Origin of the sequence: Flavobacterium limnophilum, from assembly GCF_027111315.2 — a bacterium.
GTDB classification, from domain to species: domain Bacteria; phylum Bacteroidota; class Bacteroidia; order Flavobacteriales; family Flavobacteriaceae; genus Flavobacterium; species Flavobacterium limnophilum.
Genome location: NZ_CP114289.2, coordinates 571,669 through 586,201, shown reverse-complemented (window position 1 = coordinate 586,201; position 14,533 = coordinate 571,669). Strand labels below are relative to the sequence as shown.

The following is a 14,533-nucleotide window of genomic DNA, read 5'->3' as shown; positions in this document are numbered from 1 at the left end:
AAAAAATGTTTGCCACCAAAAATAAAACAGAACACAACCTTTCGGATTATGAAAAAGTTCGAGCCACTTTCTCTTGGGAAAATGTTGCCCAAGAATTAAGCGGTTTACCCGACGGAAAAGGCTTGAACATCGCTCACGAAGCCGTTGACCGCCACGCCGAAAGTCATTTGAAAAATGTGGTGGCATTTCGTTTTATTCACAAAGACCGAAGTTTTAACGATTTCACATATTCTGATTTGCAACGGGAGACTTCAAAATTTGCCAATGTTTTGAGGAAATTAAACGTCCAAAAAGGGGAACGCATTTTCGCTTTGGCAGGAAGAATTCCCGAATTGTATATCGCTGCCTTGGGAACTTTGAAATACACAGCCGTTTTCTGTCCGTTGTTTTCTGTTTTTGGCCCTGAGCCAATATTTCAAAGATTGAAAAAAGGAGAGGCAACCGTTTTATTGACCACTTCCCTCCTTTTCGAAAAAAAAGCAAAACAATTAATCGATCAACTTCCCTCACTTCGATACGTTATTTTGACCGATGCAACGGAACATATTTCGGATAAAATAGTGTCCTATTCCAAACTTATGGAACAGGCAAGCGATGAATTCATCATCCCCGAAACCCATCCGGAAGATTTGGCCTTGCTGCATTTTACCAGTGGAACCACCGGTATGCCAAAAGGCGCTTTGCACGTTCACAAAGCCGTTCTCACTCATTATAGTACCGGAAAATATGTGTTGGATTTTCACGAAGGAGATGTTTTTTGGTGTACCGCCGATCCGGGTTGGGTAACGGGAACTTCTTATGGAATCCTTTCGCCGCTTGTAAATGGTGTCACCAGTATTATCGACGAAGAAGAATTTGATGCCGCAAGATGGTATTCGATTCTCGAAGAACACAAAGTTACTATTTGGTACACAGCTCCCACCGCCATCAGGAGATTGATGCGAATGGACATCAAGCCATTGGAAATTTACAATCTCGAAAATCTGCGAATTATCCTGAGTGTGGGCGAACCACTCCATGCCGAAGCCGTGATTTGGGGAGAAAAAACCTTTGGAATTCCGATTCTAGATAATTGGTGGCAAACCGAAACTGGAGGCATTATGATTGCCAATTTTCCTTCGATGAAAGTAAAACCCGGCTCGATGGGAAAACCGCTGCCCGGATTGGAAGCAGCCATTGCCGAAGTCAAGGACAACCAAATTCAGCTGCTTTCGGAACCCAATCTTCAAGGACATTTGGTCTTGAAAAAAGGATTTCCATCACTTTTTCGTGGTTATTTAAATGAAGAAGAACGCTACCAAAAATGCTTCATTGGCGAATGGTACCTCAGCGGAGATTTGGCCAAGAAAGATGCCGATGGTTATTTCTGGTTTGTGGGTCGCGCCGATGACATTATCAAAACATCGGGACATATGGTCGGCCCTTTTGAAGTCGAAAGCACTTTGATGCGTCATCCGGCAATTGCAGAAGCCGCAGCCATTGGAAAACCGGAAGCCACCATTGGTGAATTGGTAAAAGCTTTCGTGGTTTTGAAATCTGGAAATATTCCAAACGAGGAAACCAAAATGAACATTATGGCTTTCGCCCGAAAAGAATTGGGACCAGCCGTTACTCCCAAAGAAATTGAATTTGTCGAAAACATTCCCAAAACCCGAAGCGGAAAAATCTTGCGAAGATTATTGAAAGCCAGAGAACTCGGCTTGCCCGAAGGCGATATTTCCACCTTGGAACAATCCTGAATTAATGCAATAAATGAGATAAATATGTACTGAAAAACTAATTTTTTAAAACAATTTGAATTATGAAACTGCTAGAAAAAATAGATTTAAAAAGTAAAATGCTTTATTTGTTTGTTGCCCTTCTTTTCTTTCAAGGATGTCAGGCACAGGACAAGAAAGAGGAAAAAGATATTGAAGAAATTCAAAAAAATGCTGGTGGCTATACGGATAACGTTTCCTATTCCGGCAATGTCGATTTTAGGATGGCCGCAAAAATAGCCACACCGGGAGTGGTTCACATCAAATCTACGTTCAAACCAGAAACCCAACGGTATGGAAATGAAGGCAACGATAATTTTTATAATTTACCCGATGCTTTAAAAGAATTTTTCGGGGACGATTCTTTTTTCAGACAATTCAAATTCCGACAAGAATACGATTCCGAACCCATAATTGGAAGCGGTTCTGGAGTAATATTGACCCCTGACGGATACATTGTTACCAATAATCACATGATTAAAGAGGCCTACGAAATCAATGTCACTTTGCATGACGGACGCTCTTATGCCGCCAAACTCATAGGAACCGATCCACAAACTGATCTTGCCCTGATTAAAATAGACGAAAAGAAACTGGCCTTCATTGCCTTTGGTGACAGTGACAAAATCGAAGTGGGAGAATGGGTCGTTGCGGTAGGAAATCCTTTTAATTTGGCATCGACCGTTACCGCCGGAATTGTAAGTGCCAAAGCCCGGAACTTGAATATTTTAAAAGATCAAGGTGCCATCGAATCTTTCATACAAACGGATGCCGTGGTAAACCTTGGCAACAGCGGAGGTGCATTGGTAACATTGGAAGGAAAACTTATCGGAATCAATACCGCAATAGCAACGCCAACCGGAGTTTATGCGGGTTATGCTTTTGCAATTCCTGTAGATATTGTCAAAAAAGTTTCGAATGATCTTATGAATTATGGTACTGTAAGCAGAGGTTTTTTAGGAATCGTAATCCGAGATATGGACAGTAAAATGGCAAAGGAAATCAATATTGACCGTGCCAATGGTGTTTATGTCGACAGTGTGTCGGCAACCGGAGCGGCAAAAGAAGCCGGTGTCAGGGCGAAAGACGTAATCATCAGCATTGATGACATCGAAACAATGACAACTGCCAAATTACAGGAAATCGTGATGCGAAAACGTCCCGGAGACAAAGTGAAAATCACGCTAATCCGAAATAGCAATGAAAAAAAAGAACTTTATGCAACACTCAAAAAACAGGAAACAAGCATTAAAACCGTAAAAACCGAAAGCTCCAGTTTGCTTAAAGATCTGGGAATCCAACTGGTTCCAATCAGCAAAGAAGAACAAAAGAAATACAATATCAAGAATGGCCTGAAAGTCACAAAATTATTTGACGGAAAGCTAAAACGGAATACCAACATAAGGGAAGGATTTGTAATTACAGCTGTCAACAATAGAGAAGTTTCAACTGTGGATTCCTTTATTGCGGCCGTTCAAAAACAACAGGGAGGCATAATGCTCGAAGGAAAATATGCCGGCGACCCCACTTACTATTATTACGCATTTGGAATGTAAAATTAAAACACCATGGAACAATCAGCCACCATAGAGAAGCCAACAGATATAAAAAAAGACTTACTTCTTTTATATCAAATGCTGCTCATTCGGCGATTTGAGGAAAAAGCCGCCGAACAATACACCAAAGCCAAAATCAGGGGATTCCTGCATTTATACATTGGCGAAGAAGCCGTTGCTGTTGGCGTTACACAAGCATTGAACGATGACGACAATGTGTTGGGAACCTATCGCGAACATGGTCATGCGCTGGCAAGAGGAATCGATGCAGACGTTATTATGGCAGAAATGTATGGCAAACAAGAAGGATGTTCCAAAGGTCGTGGCGGCTCGATGCACTTGTTCGACACATCAAAAAACTTCTATGGAGGCAATGCCATTGTTTGCGGCCATCTATCAATGGCGGTTGGAATGGCATTAGCGTCCAAAAAGCAAAAGAAATCCACCATTGCGTGTTGTTTCTTTGGCGAAGGCGCAGCAGCCGAAGGGGAATTTCACGAGGCAATGAATCTGGCGGCATTGTGGCAAGTTCCCGTTTTGTTCGTTTGCGAAAATAATTTGTATGCCATGGGAACCGCAATAAAATATACCCATGCCAATATTGATTTAGAAAAAAAAGGAGCTGCTTACGGAATCGAATCAACTTCGGTGGACGGAATGAATTTAATGAATGTGATGGCCGCCGCCAATACTGCCGTCCGAAAAGTAAGAAGCAGCGGAAAACCCTATTTATTGGTTTGCAATACTTATCGTTTCCGGGCGCATTCCATGTTTGATGCCGAATTGTACCGTGATAAAAAGGAAGTCGAGGAATGGAAAAAACGTGATCCCATTCCGCAATTTGAGGAATATCTATTGCAACAGAAATTGATTACTCCTGATGAAATAAAGGAAATGGAACATAAAACAGAAAAGAAAATCCAGATTGCGGTTGATTTTGCCGAAGCAGGAACTTGGGAACCAATAGAAGAATTGACAAAGTTTGTTTATAGCGAATTAAGAACTTAAAATTATATAACCATGGAAAATGTAACATTCTGTCAAAGTTGTGGTATGCCACTTGACAAAGAAGCCGTGAAAGGAACAGAAAAAAACGGATTAAAAACCGATGAATACTGCAAATACTGTTATGAAAATGGTTCATTCAAAAATCCTAAAATGAATTTGGAAGACATGAAAAACACTGTTCAAACCCAAATGAAAAAATTGAATATGCCGCACGGCGTAATCCAAAAAGCAATAAATATTTTACCCGCTTTAAGTCGTTGGAAAAACAAATAATAAGCATTTTAAAAAACCTTAATTAATTCAACCAATGGAAAATAATAACGGCAAAATAAACATCACATATCGTGAAGCCTTGACACAAGGTCTGCGCGAAGCCTTGCAAAATGACGAGCGTGTTTTCTTGATGGGAGAAGATGTGGGTCGTTATGGTGGCGCATTTGCCGTAAGCAAAGGACTGTTAGAGGAATTTGGCGAAGAACGAATTATGGATGTTCCGCTTTCCGAGTCGGGTTTTGTGGGAGCAGGAATTGGAGCGGCAATCACTGGCTTAAAACCCATAGTAGAACTAATGACCGTCAATTTCAGCTTGCTCGCCATGGATCAAATCGTCAACAATGCCGCCACATTGCAACACATGTCCGGAGGGCAATTGAATGTGCCCGTCGTCATCAGAATGGGCTGTGGCATCGGCAAACAATTGGCAGCACAACATTCGCACAGTTGGGAACCGTTTTATGCACACATTCCAGGATTAATAGTTTTGTCGGTTGGCACGCACGAAGATGCTAGAGGAATGTTGCTCTCGGCTTTGAAAAGTCCAGATCCAGTGATTATTTTCGAATATACCTCAATGCTTAATTTGGAGAAAGAAATTCCAAATGATGCCAGTGAGATTGATATTTCCAATGCGAAAGTTTTAAAAGAAGGAAAGGATATTTCCATCATCACTTACGGTGCGGGAGTTTATAAATGTCTGGAAGCGGCAGCCGAATTGGCAACAATCGGAATTGATGCCGAAGTGGTCAATTTACGGGTTTTACGACCATTGGACGAAGCCACTTTCCTTGCCTCGGTGGCCAAAACGCATCGAGCACTGCTTGTGGAAGATGCATGGCAGTCGGTGAGTATTTCTTCGGAAATAAGTTCCAGAATCATGGAAAAAGCATTTTACGAATTGGATGCTCCCGTGCAACGTTTGTGCGGTGTCGAAGCGCCAATTCCCTATCCTTTGCACCTTGAAAATGCCTCCGTTCCACAGAAAGATGACATTGTAAATGCAGTAAAAAAAATGATGAGCCATGATTGAATTTCAAATGCCTAGCCTTGGCGCCGATATGGAAGCCGGAACATTGGTCGAATGGAGAAAAAAACCGGGAGATACAGTGAAGCGTGGGGATATTATTGCCGAAGTGGAAACGCAAAAAGGATTGATCGAAATCGAAGTCTTCGACGAAGGTGTCATTGGTGAATTGTTGATTAAAGAAGGCACCAAAATTCCTGTTGGAACCGTGATGGCTTTGATTAAAACAAATGGAGAAGACCAGGAAACCCAAAAAGAGGCTGCTCCCGAAAAAATCATCCCTCAAATTCAGCCAACTGAAGAAAAAACAATCAAAAAACCAACGGGAGAAAAATCAGAAAAAAAACACATCAAGGCATCACCATTGGCAAAAAGAATCGCAGCCGACAACAATATCGACCTTTCACGAATTCAAGGAACGGGAGAAGACGGTGCCATTACCAAGGAAGACGTGGATAATGCCATGGTTCAAAAAGAAAAAACGGCAAAACCGGAAGGAAAAACGCCGCTCCAACTTGAGGCAATCCGGTTGGCCGTGGCTGCTGCCGTGAGCAAATCCAACAAGGAAATCCCGCATTATTATTTGGAAAAAAAGATTGACATGACAAAAGCGTTGGCTTGGTTGCGGGAAGCCAATAGCAAACGAACCATACAAAAACGGTTGTTGCCTGCCGCCTTGATTATAAAAGCAACGGCGAAATCCCTTGTCGATTTCCCGAATTTGAATGCGATTTGGGACAACGGTTTGCAGTTAAAAGAAGAAATCAACATTGGCTTCGTGGTGTCATTGCGTGGCGGTGGCGTGATCGTTCCAGCCATTCGCAATGCAAACCTGAAAAGCGTTGACGAAATTATGGAAGCCTTGAACGACATCATTCCAAGGGCAAGAGCGATGAAATTGCGCAGCTCGGATTTAACGGATACCACCATCTCCATTACCAGTCTGGGCGAAGGCGGTGCCGACATGGTTTTTGGCGTTATCTATCCGCCTCAGGTGGCGATTGTCGGTTTCGGAGGCAGTTCACAACAACCAGTTGTCGAAAACGGAATGTTGGGTATTCGACCGATTTTTACGGCAACTTTGGCAGGTGATCATCGCGCCACGGACGGACTTACAGGAAGTGATTTTCTTTCCGCTTTGAACAATAATTTACAAAATCCGGAATTATTATGAGCGAAGAAGAAATTAGGAAAACCATCTTTCAATTGTTGAAGCAAATTGCACCCGATACGGAACCTTCGACCTTGCAACCCAATGAAAATATTCGGGAGACGCTGGATATTGACTCGTTCGACACCTTGCAATTCTTGGTTTCACTGAACGAACAATTGGGAATCGAAATTCCGGAAGAAGATTATGGAAAAATTACCACGCTAAAAACCTTGGTGGAGTATATTTTGGACAAAATGAAATAATAAAAAGTTATGAAAAAAATACTTGTGCCCACCGATTTTTCAATTTCGGCCGATTATGCCATCCATTATGCTGTAGAATTGGCGAAATTATTTGATGCTTCAATTGTTTTATATCATTCGTTCATTCCTTTTGAAAGCGGTTTTTACTCCATTAGCGAAAGCGACAGGGAAAATCTGGAGACAGAAAGAAATTTAACAAACAGGCTGGACAAAATCAAATCCCATATTTTAAAATCAAATAATAAAATCCCAGTTTCTGTTTATGTGGATCGTGGACCAAAAAGTATCCAAATCACAAAATTTTGCAAAAAAAACAAAATTGATCTAATCGTGATGGGAACAAAAGGGGCAAGTGGCTTGCAAGAAGCAATAGTAGGAAGTTTTACCGCCGACGTCATGACTAAAGTTCCTTGTTTTGTGATGGCAATTCCACAGAAATGCAAATTTATAATGCCAAAAAAATTAACCTACGTATCCGATTATGGCAGAAAAGACATTCGAATAATCCAATCAATTTTGGATCTAAATTCATTTTTCAAGGCAAAAATAAACATCATGCATATCGATGACATTAATAATGCCAACGAATCAGCACGAGAATTCAATAAATACAAAATAAAAATTGGAAATCACTTTTCCGAGATTCCTTTATCGTTTCAACATATTGAAGGAGAAGAAGTGGCTAAAAAAATTTTAGACCTAACATTGATCGACAAAACCGATATTTTAGTGATTTCTCCCATAAAAAAAGAAGGGATTTGGAATCACTTATTTCATAAAAGCATAACAAAAACCATTGCCTATCATATCCATATTCCAGTACTGACAATTCCAGTAAAATAAGACCCCAACATGAATACAATACTGCTCCATATCATCGGATTTATAGTTGTGACAGTAATTATTGTTATATCAGGCTCCCGACTTTCCAAATATGGAGACATTATGGCTGATATGCTGGGTTGGGGAAAAATGTTTATGGGAATTATTCTCATGGCCTCCGTAACTTCTATGCCCGAACTAATGTCGGGAATCAGTTCAGTTACAATTCTGGACGCTCCCGATCTTGCCGTTGGCGACATTGTGGGGAGTTGTGCTTTCAATATTCTCATTATTTCCATAATGGATATGTTTTACAATCATAAAAAGCCATTGACAACAGATGCCGAGACAGGACATATTATTGCAGCCTCTTTTGGGATTATGATGCTGAGTATGCTGGCATTTACAATTTTAATGCCTGATATTTTTGGAACTATTGTGTGGGTTGGAGGATTTAGCTTATTGTTTCTAGTTTTATATCTAATTGCCATTCGGGTGGTGTTTCTCTATGATAAAAAGAATAATCATAGTCTGGAAAAAAAGAACAATTCTCATGGTCTTACCCTCAAACAAGTAGTTTTTAAATATGCCCTCAATGCACTTCTTTTAATGGGAGCAGCAATGTTGTTGCCTTTTTTTGGAAAAACCCTTGCGGAAGCAAGCGGATTGGGGCAAAGTTTTTTTGGTACTTTGTTTATTGCCGCTTCCACTTCGTTGCCTGAAGTTGTGGTCTCCGTAGCCGCTATTCGTATAGGTACCATTGATCTTGCCATTGGTAATGTTTTTGGAAGCAATATTTTCAACATTGCAATACTGTCACTGGACGATATTTTATACACAAAAGGGCCTATTTTCCTTTTTACAAGTCCCAACCATATTATCCCTGTACTTGGCACAATTGTCATAACCGCCATTGGGATTATCGGCATCGTGTTTAAAGCCGAAAAAAAGTGGAAACTCGCCATCGATACTTCATTGATATTGGCGGTATATGTGTTGATGATGGGATTACTATATTATAAAACATAAAAAATGAAGCGATGAACTGGCACTTACTATCAACCACCGAAATTGCAGAGTTGCTGAATTCAACTCCGTCAGGCATTGACAATACCCTTGCTGCGGAACGCTTGTCCGAATACGGAAAAAACGAGATTGAAGACACAAAAAAGAAAACCGTTTGGCAGATAATCTTGCATCAATTGACCGATTTCATGATTCTCATTCTCATCGTGGTAGCCATCATTTCGGGAATTTTGGGAGACTTGACAGATACCTTAATTATTCTTGCCATAATTATCATCAATGCCAGCGTTGGTTTTATTCAAGAATACCGCTCCGAAAAAGCGATGGAAGCCCTAAAAAACATGGTTCCAACCAATGCAAAAGTGGTGCGGGAAGGTCATGTAATAGAAATAATAGTTTCCAATCTGGTCCCCGGAGATGTCGTGTTGCTTGAAGCCGGTAACATTATTCCTGCCGATGTTCGGTTTTTTGAAACCCACCAAATTAAAGTCGATGAATCTGCTCTAACTGGCGAATCACACAATGTCGAAAAAAATAGCGACACACTCCCGAAAGGCGATTATTCGCTTGGCGACAGAATCAATATGGGATTCAAGGGAACCCACGTTACCAATGGACGCGGGATTGCTTATGTCATGGCGACCGGAATGAATACGGAACTTGGGCTTATCGCCAAAATGATTCAAACTGAAGAAAAATCAACGCCATTACAAAAGAGGCTAACCGCTTTTGGTAAACGATTATCGGTTTTTGTCCTCCTTATTTGTGCCGTGATTTTTGTCTTTGGTTGGTGGCGTGGCGAGAATGCGCTGACGATGTTGCTCACCTCCATTTCGCTGGCCGTTGCTGCCATTCCCGAAGCTTTGCCGGCATTGGTAACCATTGCCTTGGCTTTTGGTGCCAAGCGATTGGCAAAAAATAACGCACTGATTCGGAAACTTCCCGCCGTGGAAACGCTTGGCTCCGTTACTTATATCTGTTCCGACAAAACAGGAACGCTCACCTTGAATAAAATGACCGTCCAGGAAATTTATGAAATTCCAGTCCAAAATTCCGACACTGATTTTCTCCAAAACAATTTCTTGCTCGATACCATGGCGCTAAACAACGATGTATCGAAAAACAAAGAAGGAAAATGGTTGGGCGATTCTACCGAACTGGCTTTGGCGCAATACGCTTTCGACAAAAACAAGGAAAGAACGGATTTAGAAAAAAAATTTCCAAGAATTGCCGAACTGCCGTTTGATTCTACCCGGAAATGCATGACCACTTTCCATAAAACCGAAAAAGGAATTATTGCCATTACCAAAGGTGCCATAGAATTATTATTGGAAAAATTGGTCGAAAACCAAAAATCGCTTATTCCCGAATTGGAATCAAAAGCCAATGAAATGGCGGAAAAAGGCTATCGCGTCATTGGCTATGCCATAAAAGAAATGGAAACTTTGCCGGAATTACAAAACGTCGAAATCATAGAATCGGAATTGACCTTGATCGGTTTTGCAGGAATTATTGATCCGCCAAGAGAAGAAGCAAAACAGGCTGTCGCAGAATGCAAACAAGCCGGCACTATTCCCGTAATGATTACTGGCGACCACAAACTCACCGCGATAGCCATTGCAAAACAACTGGGAATAATGACTTCCGAAGAAGATTTGGTATTGAGCGGTCCAGAACTTGCGGCATTGACGGAACAACAATTTGACGATATTGTCGAAAGAGTTCGTGTATATGCTCGTGTAAATCCGGAGCAAAAACTAAAAATCGTCAACGCTTTGCACGATAAAGGCCAAATTGTTGCCATGACTGGCGATGGTGTGAACGATGCACCGGCGCTGAAGAATGCGGATATTGGCATCGCCATGGGAATCAACGGTACCGAAGTTTCCAAGGAAGCGTCGCACCTGATTTTGCTGGACGACAATTTTGCCACCATAGTCGTTGCGGTCAAACATGGTCGAAAGGTTTTTGACAATATTCTAAAGTTCATCAAATATATCATGACCGGAAATTCGGGGGAAATTTGGGCTATTTTTCTGGCTCCGTTTTTTTTGTTGCCCATTCCGCTTTTGGCCATCCACATTCTTTGGATCAATCTTGTCACCGATGGTTTACCCGGACTCGCGCTTGCATCAGAACCTGCCGAGGCTAACATCATGAAAAAACCTCCAAGAAATCCGAAGGAAAATATTTTTTCAAACGGTATGGGAAGACATATTTTATGGGTGGGTTTTTTAATGGGAATAACAACTTTGGGAATTCAATATTGGGCAATAAACAGTGAAAATTCACATTGGCAAACAATGGCTTTCACGGTTTTATGCTTTAGCCAAATGGGGCACGTAATGGCTATTCGTTCCGAGAGAGAGTCCCTTTTTAAAATTGGAGTATTTTCAAACAAGCCGCTTTTGGGGGCATTATTTCTTACTGTCGTACTGCAAATGATACTCATTTATTCTCCGTTCTTTAATAGTGTTTTTAAAACCCAACCACTTTCCATTTATGAATTGGCGATAACCTTTGTGGCTTCTAGCGTGGTGTTTTGGGCGGTAGAAATCGAAAAATGGATTATCCGATTAAAAAACAAATGAGCAAACTGATGCTTCATATAATCGACTATTTTTTTATCCTGTTTCACGGCGTCCTGATCCTGTTCAATGTTTTGGGATGGATTGTCCCGAAGTGGCGATTAGCCAATTTAATTTCGCTGTCACTTACCGCTTTTTCTTGGTTTGTGTTGGGAATTTTCTATGGAATTGGCTATTGTCCGTTTACGGATTGGCATTGGAAAGTGCGCCAACTTTTGGGTTATAATGACTCGAGCAATTCCTATATTCATTTCTTGATTCTAAAAATAACCGGAGTTAATCTACCCGAAAATTGGGTGGACACGACAACTGTACTTGTGTTTTTTGCGGCATTTTCCGTTAGTATTTATTTTGACTTAAAGAAAAGAGTAGCAAAACGAAAGTAAAACCCCATATTATACTGATAATTACTATTTTATTCTTAACTTTATAAACAAGATGCATTGGTAATTTCTTGTTTTTTTAGACAATATTAGAGATAATCACATTAAAAATTCAAACAAATGAAAGGATCATTCAAACTCGGGAACATTGTGGGAATCGGCCTGTTTATTCACTGGACATTCTCGTTGTTAATTCTATTCATTGTTTACGTCAACTATAAAGCGGGTCAAAATGCGACACAAATTTTATGGTCCGTGTTATTTGTTTTATGCATTTTTCTAACCGTTTTATTGCACGAGTTGGGACACGCCTTGACCGCTAAAAAGTACAATATAAAAACCAAGGACATCACGCTTTTGCCCATTGGCGGATTGGCACGATTAGAAAGATTGCCCGAAAAACCCTCTGAAGAATTAGCGGTTGCCTTTGCAGGACCATTGGTCAATATAGTCTTGGCTTTTGTAACCAGCTTGTTCATCACCTTGCCCAATACTTCGGAAGAAATGGTCGCCCAATTGGCCAATGGAGTGAATGCCGGTAATTTTTTCCTTAATTTCTATTTGGTGAACATGGTTTTGGCGGTTTTCAATTTAATTCCTGCTTTCCCGATGGATGGCGGAAGAGTACTTCGAGCCTTGTTGTCTTATAAGTTGGAAAGACATCATGCCACAAAAATTGCGGCACGAATAGGCCAAGTATTGGCACTGGGATTTATCTTTTTAGGCTTTTTCTCCAATCCATTTTTGATATTTATTGGTATATTTGTTTTTATGGGCGCCCAAATCGAGTCTGAATATACCGAGTCGAAACACATGCTCAAAGGCTACAAAGTTCGAGATGTACTGATGAAACAATATCCAACCATCGACTACAATGAAACGCTGGAAACAGCAGTAAAATTGATGCTTGACAGTCAAAACAAACATTTTTTGGTGACCGAAAACGGCATCCCGATGGGAACATTGAACCGCGAACAAATCATGGAAGCATTGTCTAAAAAAGAGGATGAAACGGAGCTGTCTTCCATTATTGACAGGGATTTAATCATGCTCCAAGCCGATTCTCTTTTGGAAGATGTTTTTGAATTGGTTTACAAAAATAAACATACTTTAATGCTCGTAATCGAAGACAACCAACTCATTGGCACCTTGGACACGGAAAATCTTTTGGAGTTTATTTTAATAAAAGAGGTTAAAGCAAAAAGAGCCCATGCTGCATAACGACACTACTATTTCCACAACAAAATTCATGGAACTAGTCCATAGTGGCGAAGATTATTTTGCCCGATTGGAACGCATCATTTTGGAATCCAAATCCGAGATCCATATCCAAACCTATATTTTCGATTACGATACTGTTGGCAAAAAAATGATTGACTTGCTGAAAGAAGCCGCTCGCCGAAATGTGAAAATATACATTTTACTCGACGGTTTTGGCTCGTTTTCGTTTCCAAAGGGAATTCTGGATGAACTGTCACAATACGGAATCAACATTCGTCTTTTCTCCCCTTTATTCTCGGCAAGTTCCTTTTATCTCGGCAGAAGATTGCATCACAAAGTGGTCGTTTCCGATTCAAAAACCGTATTAATTGGCGGAATCAACATTGCCGACAAATACCATGGAACACAAACTTCGCTTCCCTGGCTTGACTATGCCGTTCAAATACAAGATGAAAAAATGGGAGTATCACTCGCTAAATTATGTTCGGACATTTATTTCAAAAAAAGACGCGTGAGCAGAAAGAAAATAGCTTCGGTTGTGAATTATAATGGAGAAGTTGTCGTTAGCGTTCTCCAAAATGATTGGCTGAAAAGGAAAAACGCTATCTATAAAGCCTACATAAAATCCATTGGCGAAGCCCAAAAAGAGATTGTAATCGTGGGAAGTTATTTTCTTCCAGGCAGAAAATTGGTTGCCACACTGAAAAAAGCTTCCCGAAATAACGTAAAAGTTAAATTAATCCTATCCGGAATATCCGATATTCCAATGGCAAGACGCGCCAGTTGCCATTTATACTCCAAATTACTAAAATACAACATCGAATTGTACGAATGGAAATCATCCATTTTACACGGAAAAACTGCCGTTATAGACAATAGTTGGACCACAATTGGTTCTTTCAACCTGAATAACTTGAGCTCTTTTGGGAGCATCGAAATGAACGTGGGAATCCACTCTGCCGATTTTTCCAATAATTATCTCACGCATCTCGACCAAATTATGGCGCAATGCGAAAAAATAACTCCTGAATCACGGCAATTGACAGATGGATTATTCTCTAAATTCAACAATTGGATTTCGTATTGGACTACAAGAACAATCGAAATCATCATCACTTATTTGCCTCACAAACGATTTAGAAAATTGTATTGACGATTAAAAAAATAAACATTTTATACCTATTTTGAAATAAATTTTTCGTAAATTTATACTTATTACGAATCACTAATTTACTGATTTATAATTATTTAAAAATAAAAAGTTTTTAAAATGGAATCAAATAAAAAAAAAGAAGAATGGATCCAAAAAGATGGGAAGAGTAAAATTCCAAAACTGGACAAAAAAACCATTTTTGTTCCACGTAAAAACGAATTGAACTTCTAGTTTTTCTAAAGATTTCGTTGGCAATGGCCGACGAGGAGTCGTGAGTCACTACTCTGTAATGGAATGCTTTTT

Annotated in this window: 13 protein-coding genes; all 13 read left to right on the top strand. The window is 40.3% G+C overall.

What is annotated here, in order from left to right; all coding sequences use genetic code 11:
- Nucleotides 1–5 precede the first annotated feature (5 nt).
- The 13 genes from acsA (at nt 6) to OZP13_RS02365 (ending at nt 14,230) form a co-directional block, all read left to right on the top strand.
- Nucleotides 6–1,739: an acetate--CoA ligase gene (gene acsA / locus OZP13_RS02425; protein ID WP_281298526.1), complete on the top strand. Its 1,734-nt coding sequence runs from the start codon at nt 6–8 to the stop codon at nt 1,737–1,739.
- 62 nt (nt 1,740–1,801) lie between these two features.
- Nucleotides 1,802–3,313, top strand: coding sequence for a trypsin-like peptidase domain-containing protein (locus OZP13_RS02420; RefSeq protein WP_281298525.1), 1,512 nt, complete (start codon nt 1,802–1,804; stop codon nt 3,311–3,313).
- Between the two features lie 12 nt (nt 3,314–3,325).
- Complete coding sequence (pdhA, locus tag OZP13_RS02415; RefSeq protein WP_281298524.1) at nt 3,326–4,321, top strand: pyruvate dehydrogenase (acetyl-transferring) E1 component subunit alpha; 996 nt, start codon at nt 3,326–3,328, stop codon at nt 4,319–4,321.
- Between the two features lie 12 nt (nt 4,322–4,333).
- Nucleotides 4,334–4,594: a zinc ribbon domain-containing protein gene (locus OZP13_RS02410; protein WP_281298523.1), complete on the top strand. Its 261-nt coding sequence runs from the start codon at nt 4,334–4,336 to the stop codon at nt 4,592–4,594.
- Between the two features lie 34 nt (nt 4,595–4,628).
- Nucleotides 4,629–5,627 carry an alpha-ketoacid dehydrogenase subunit beta gene (locus OZP13_RS02405; RefSeq protein ID WP_281298522.1) on the top strand — a complete coding sequence of 333 codons (999 nt, stop codon included), beginning with the start codon at nt 4,629–4,631 and terminating at the stop codon, nt 5,625–5,627.
- The gene (locus OZP13_RS02400) at nt 5,620–6,795 is read left to right on the top strand and encodes a dihydrolipoamide acetyltransferase family protein (RefSeq protein WP_281298521.1); all 1,176 of its coding nucleotides are present in this window, start codon (nt 5,620–5,622) and stop codon (nt 6,793–6,795) included. The genes OZP13_RS02405 and OZP13_RS02400 overlap by 8 nt, the downstream gene beginning before the upstream one ends.
- Nucleotides 6,792–7,037, top strand: a complete 246-nt coding sequence (locus OZP13_RS02395) for an acyl carrier protein (protein WP_269242130.1) — start codon at nt 6,792–6,794, stop codon at nt 7,035–7,037. Before OZP13_RS02400 ends, OZP13_RS02395 begins: the two co-directional genes overlap by 4 nt.
- A 9-nt stretch (nt 7,038–7,046) precedes the next feature.
- On the top strand, nt 7,047–7,880 hold the full coding sequence (locus tag OZP13_RS02390) for a universal stress protein (RefSeq protein WP_281298520.1): 834 nt from the start codon (nt 7,047–7,049) through the stop codon (nt 7,878–7,880).
- A 9-nt stretch (nt 7,881–7,889) separates the two neighbouring features.
- On the top strand, nt 7,890–8,888 hold the full coding sequence (locus tag OZP13_RS02385) for a sodium:calcium antiporter (RefSeq protein WP_281298519.1): 999 nt from the start codon (nt 7,890–7,892) through the stop codon (nt 8,886–8,888).
- Nucleotides 8,889–8,899: 11 nt separating this feature from the next.
- Complete coding sequence (locus tag OZP13_RS02380; protein ID WP_281298518.1) at nt 8,900–11,476, top strand: calcium-translocating P-type ATPase, PMCA-type; 2,577 nt, start codon at nt 8,900–8,902, stop codon at nt 11,474–11,476.
- A gap of 8 nt (nt 11,477–11,484) precedes the next feature.
- A complete protein-coding gene (locus OZP13_RS02375; protein ID WP_281298517.1) occupies nt 11,485–11,859 on the top strand; it encodes a DUF2784 domain-containing protein in 375 nt (124 codons plus the stop codon).
- A gap of 117 nt (nt 11,860–11,976) precedes the next feature.
- On the top strand, nt 11,977–13,077 hold the full coding sequence (locus OZP13_RS02370) for a site-2 protease family protein (protein WP_281298516.1): 1,101 nt from the start codon (nt 11,977–11,979) through the stop codon (nt 13,075–13,077).
- Nucleotides 13,067–14,230 carry a phospholipase D-like domain-containing protein gene (locus OZP13_RS02365; RefSeq protein WP_281298515.1) on the top strand — a complete coding sequence of 388 codons (1,164 nt, stop codon included), beginning with the start codon at nt 13,067–13,069 and terminating at the stop codon, nt 14,228–14,230. Before OZP13_RS02370 ends, OZP13_RS02365 begins: the two co-directional genes overlap by 11 nt.
- Nucleotides 14,231–14,533: the final 303 nt, after the last annotated feature.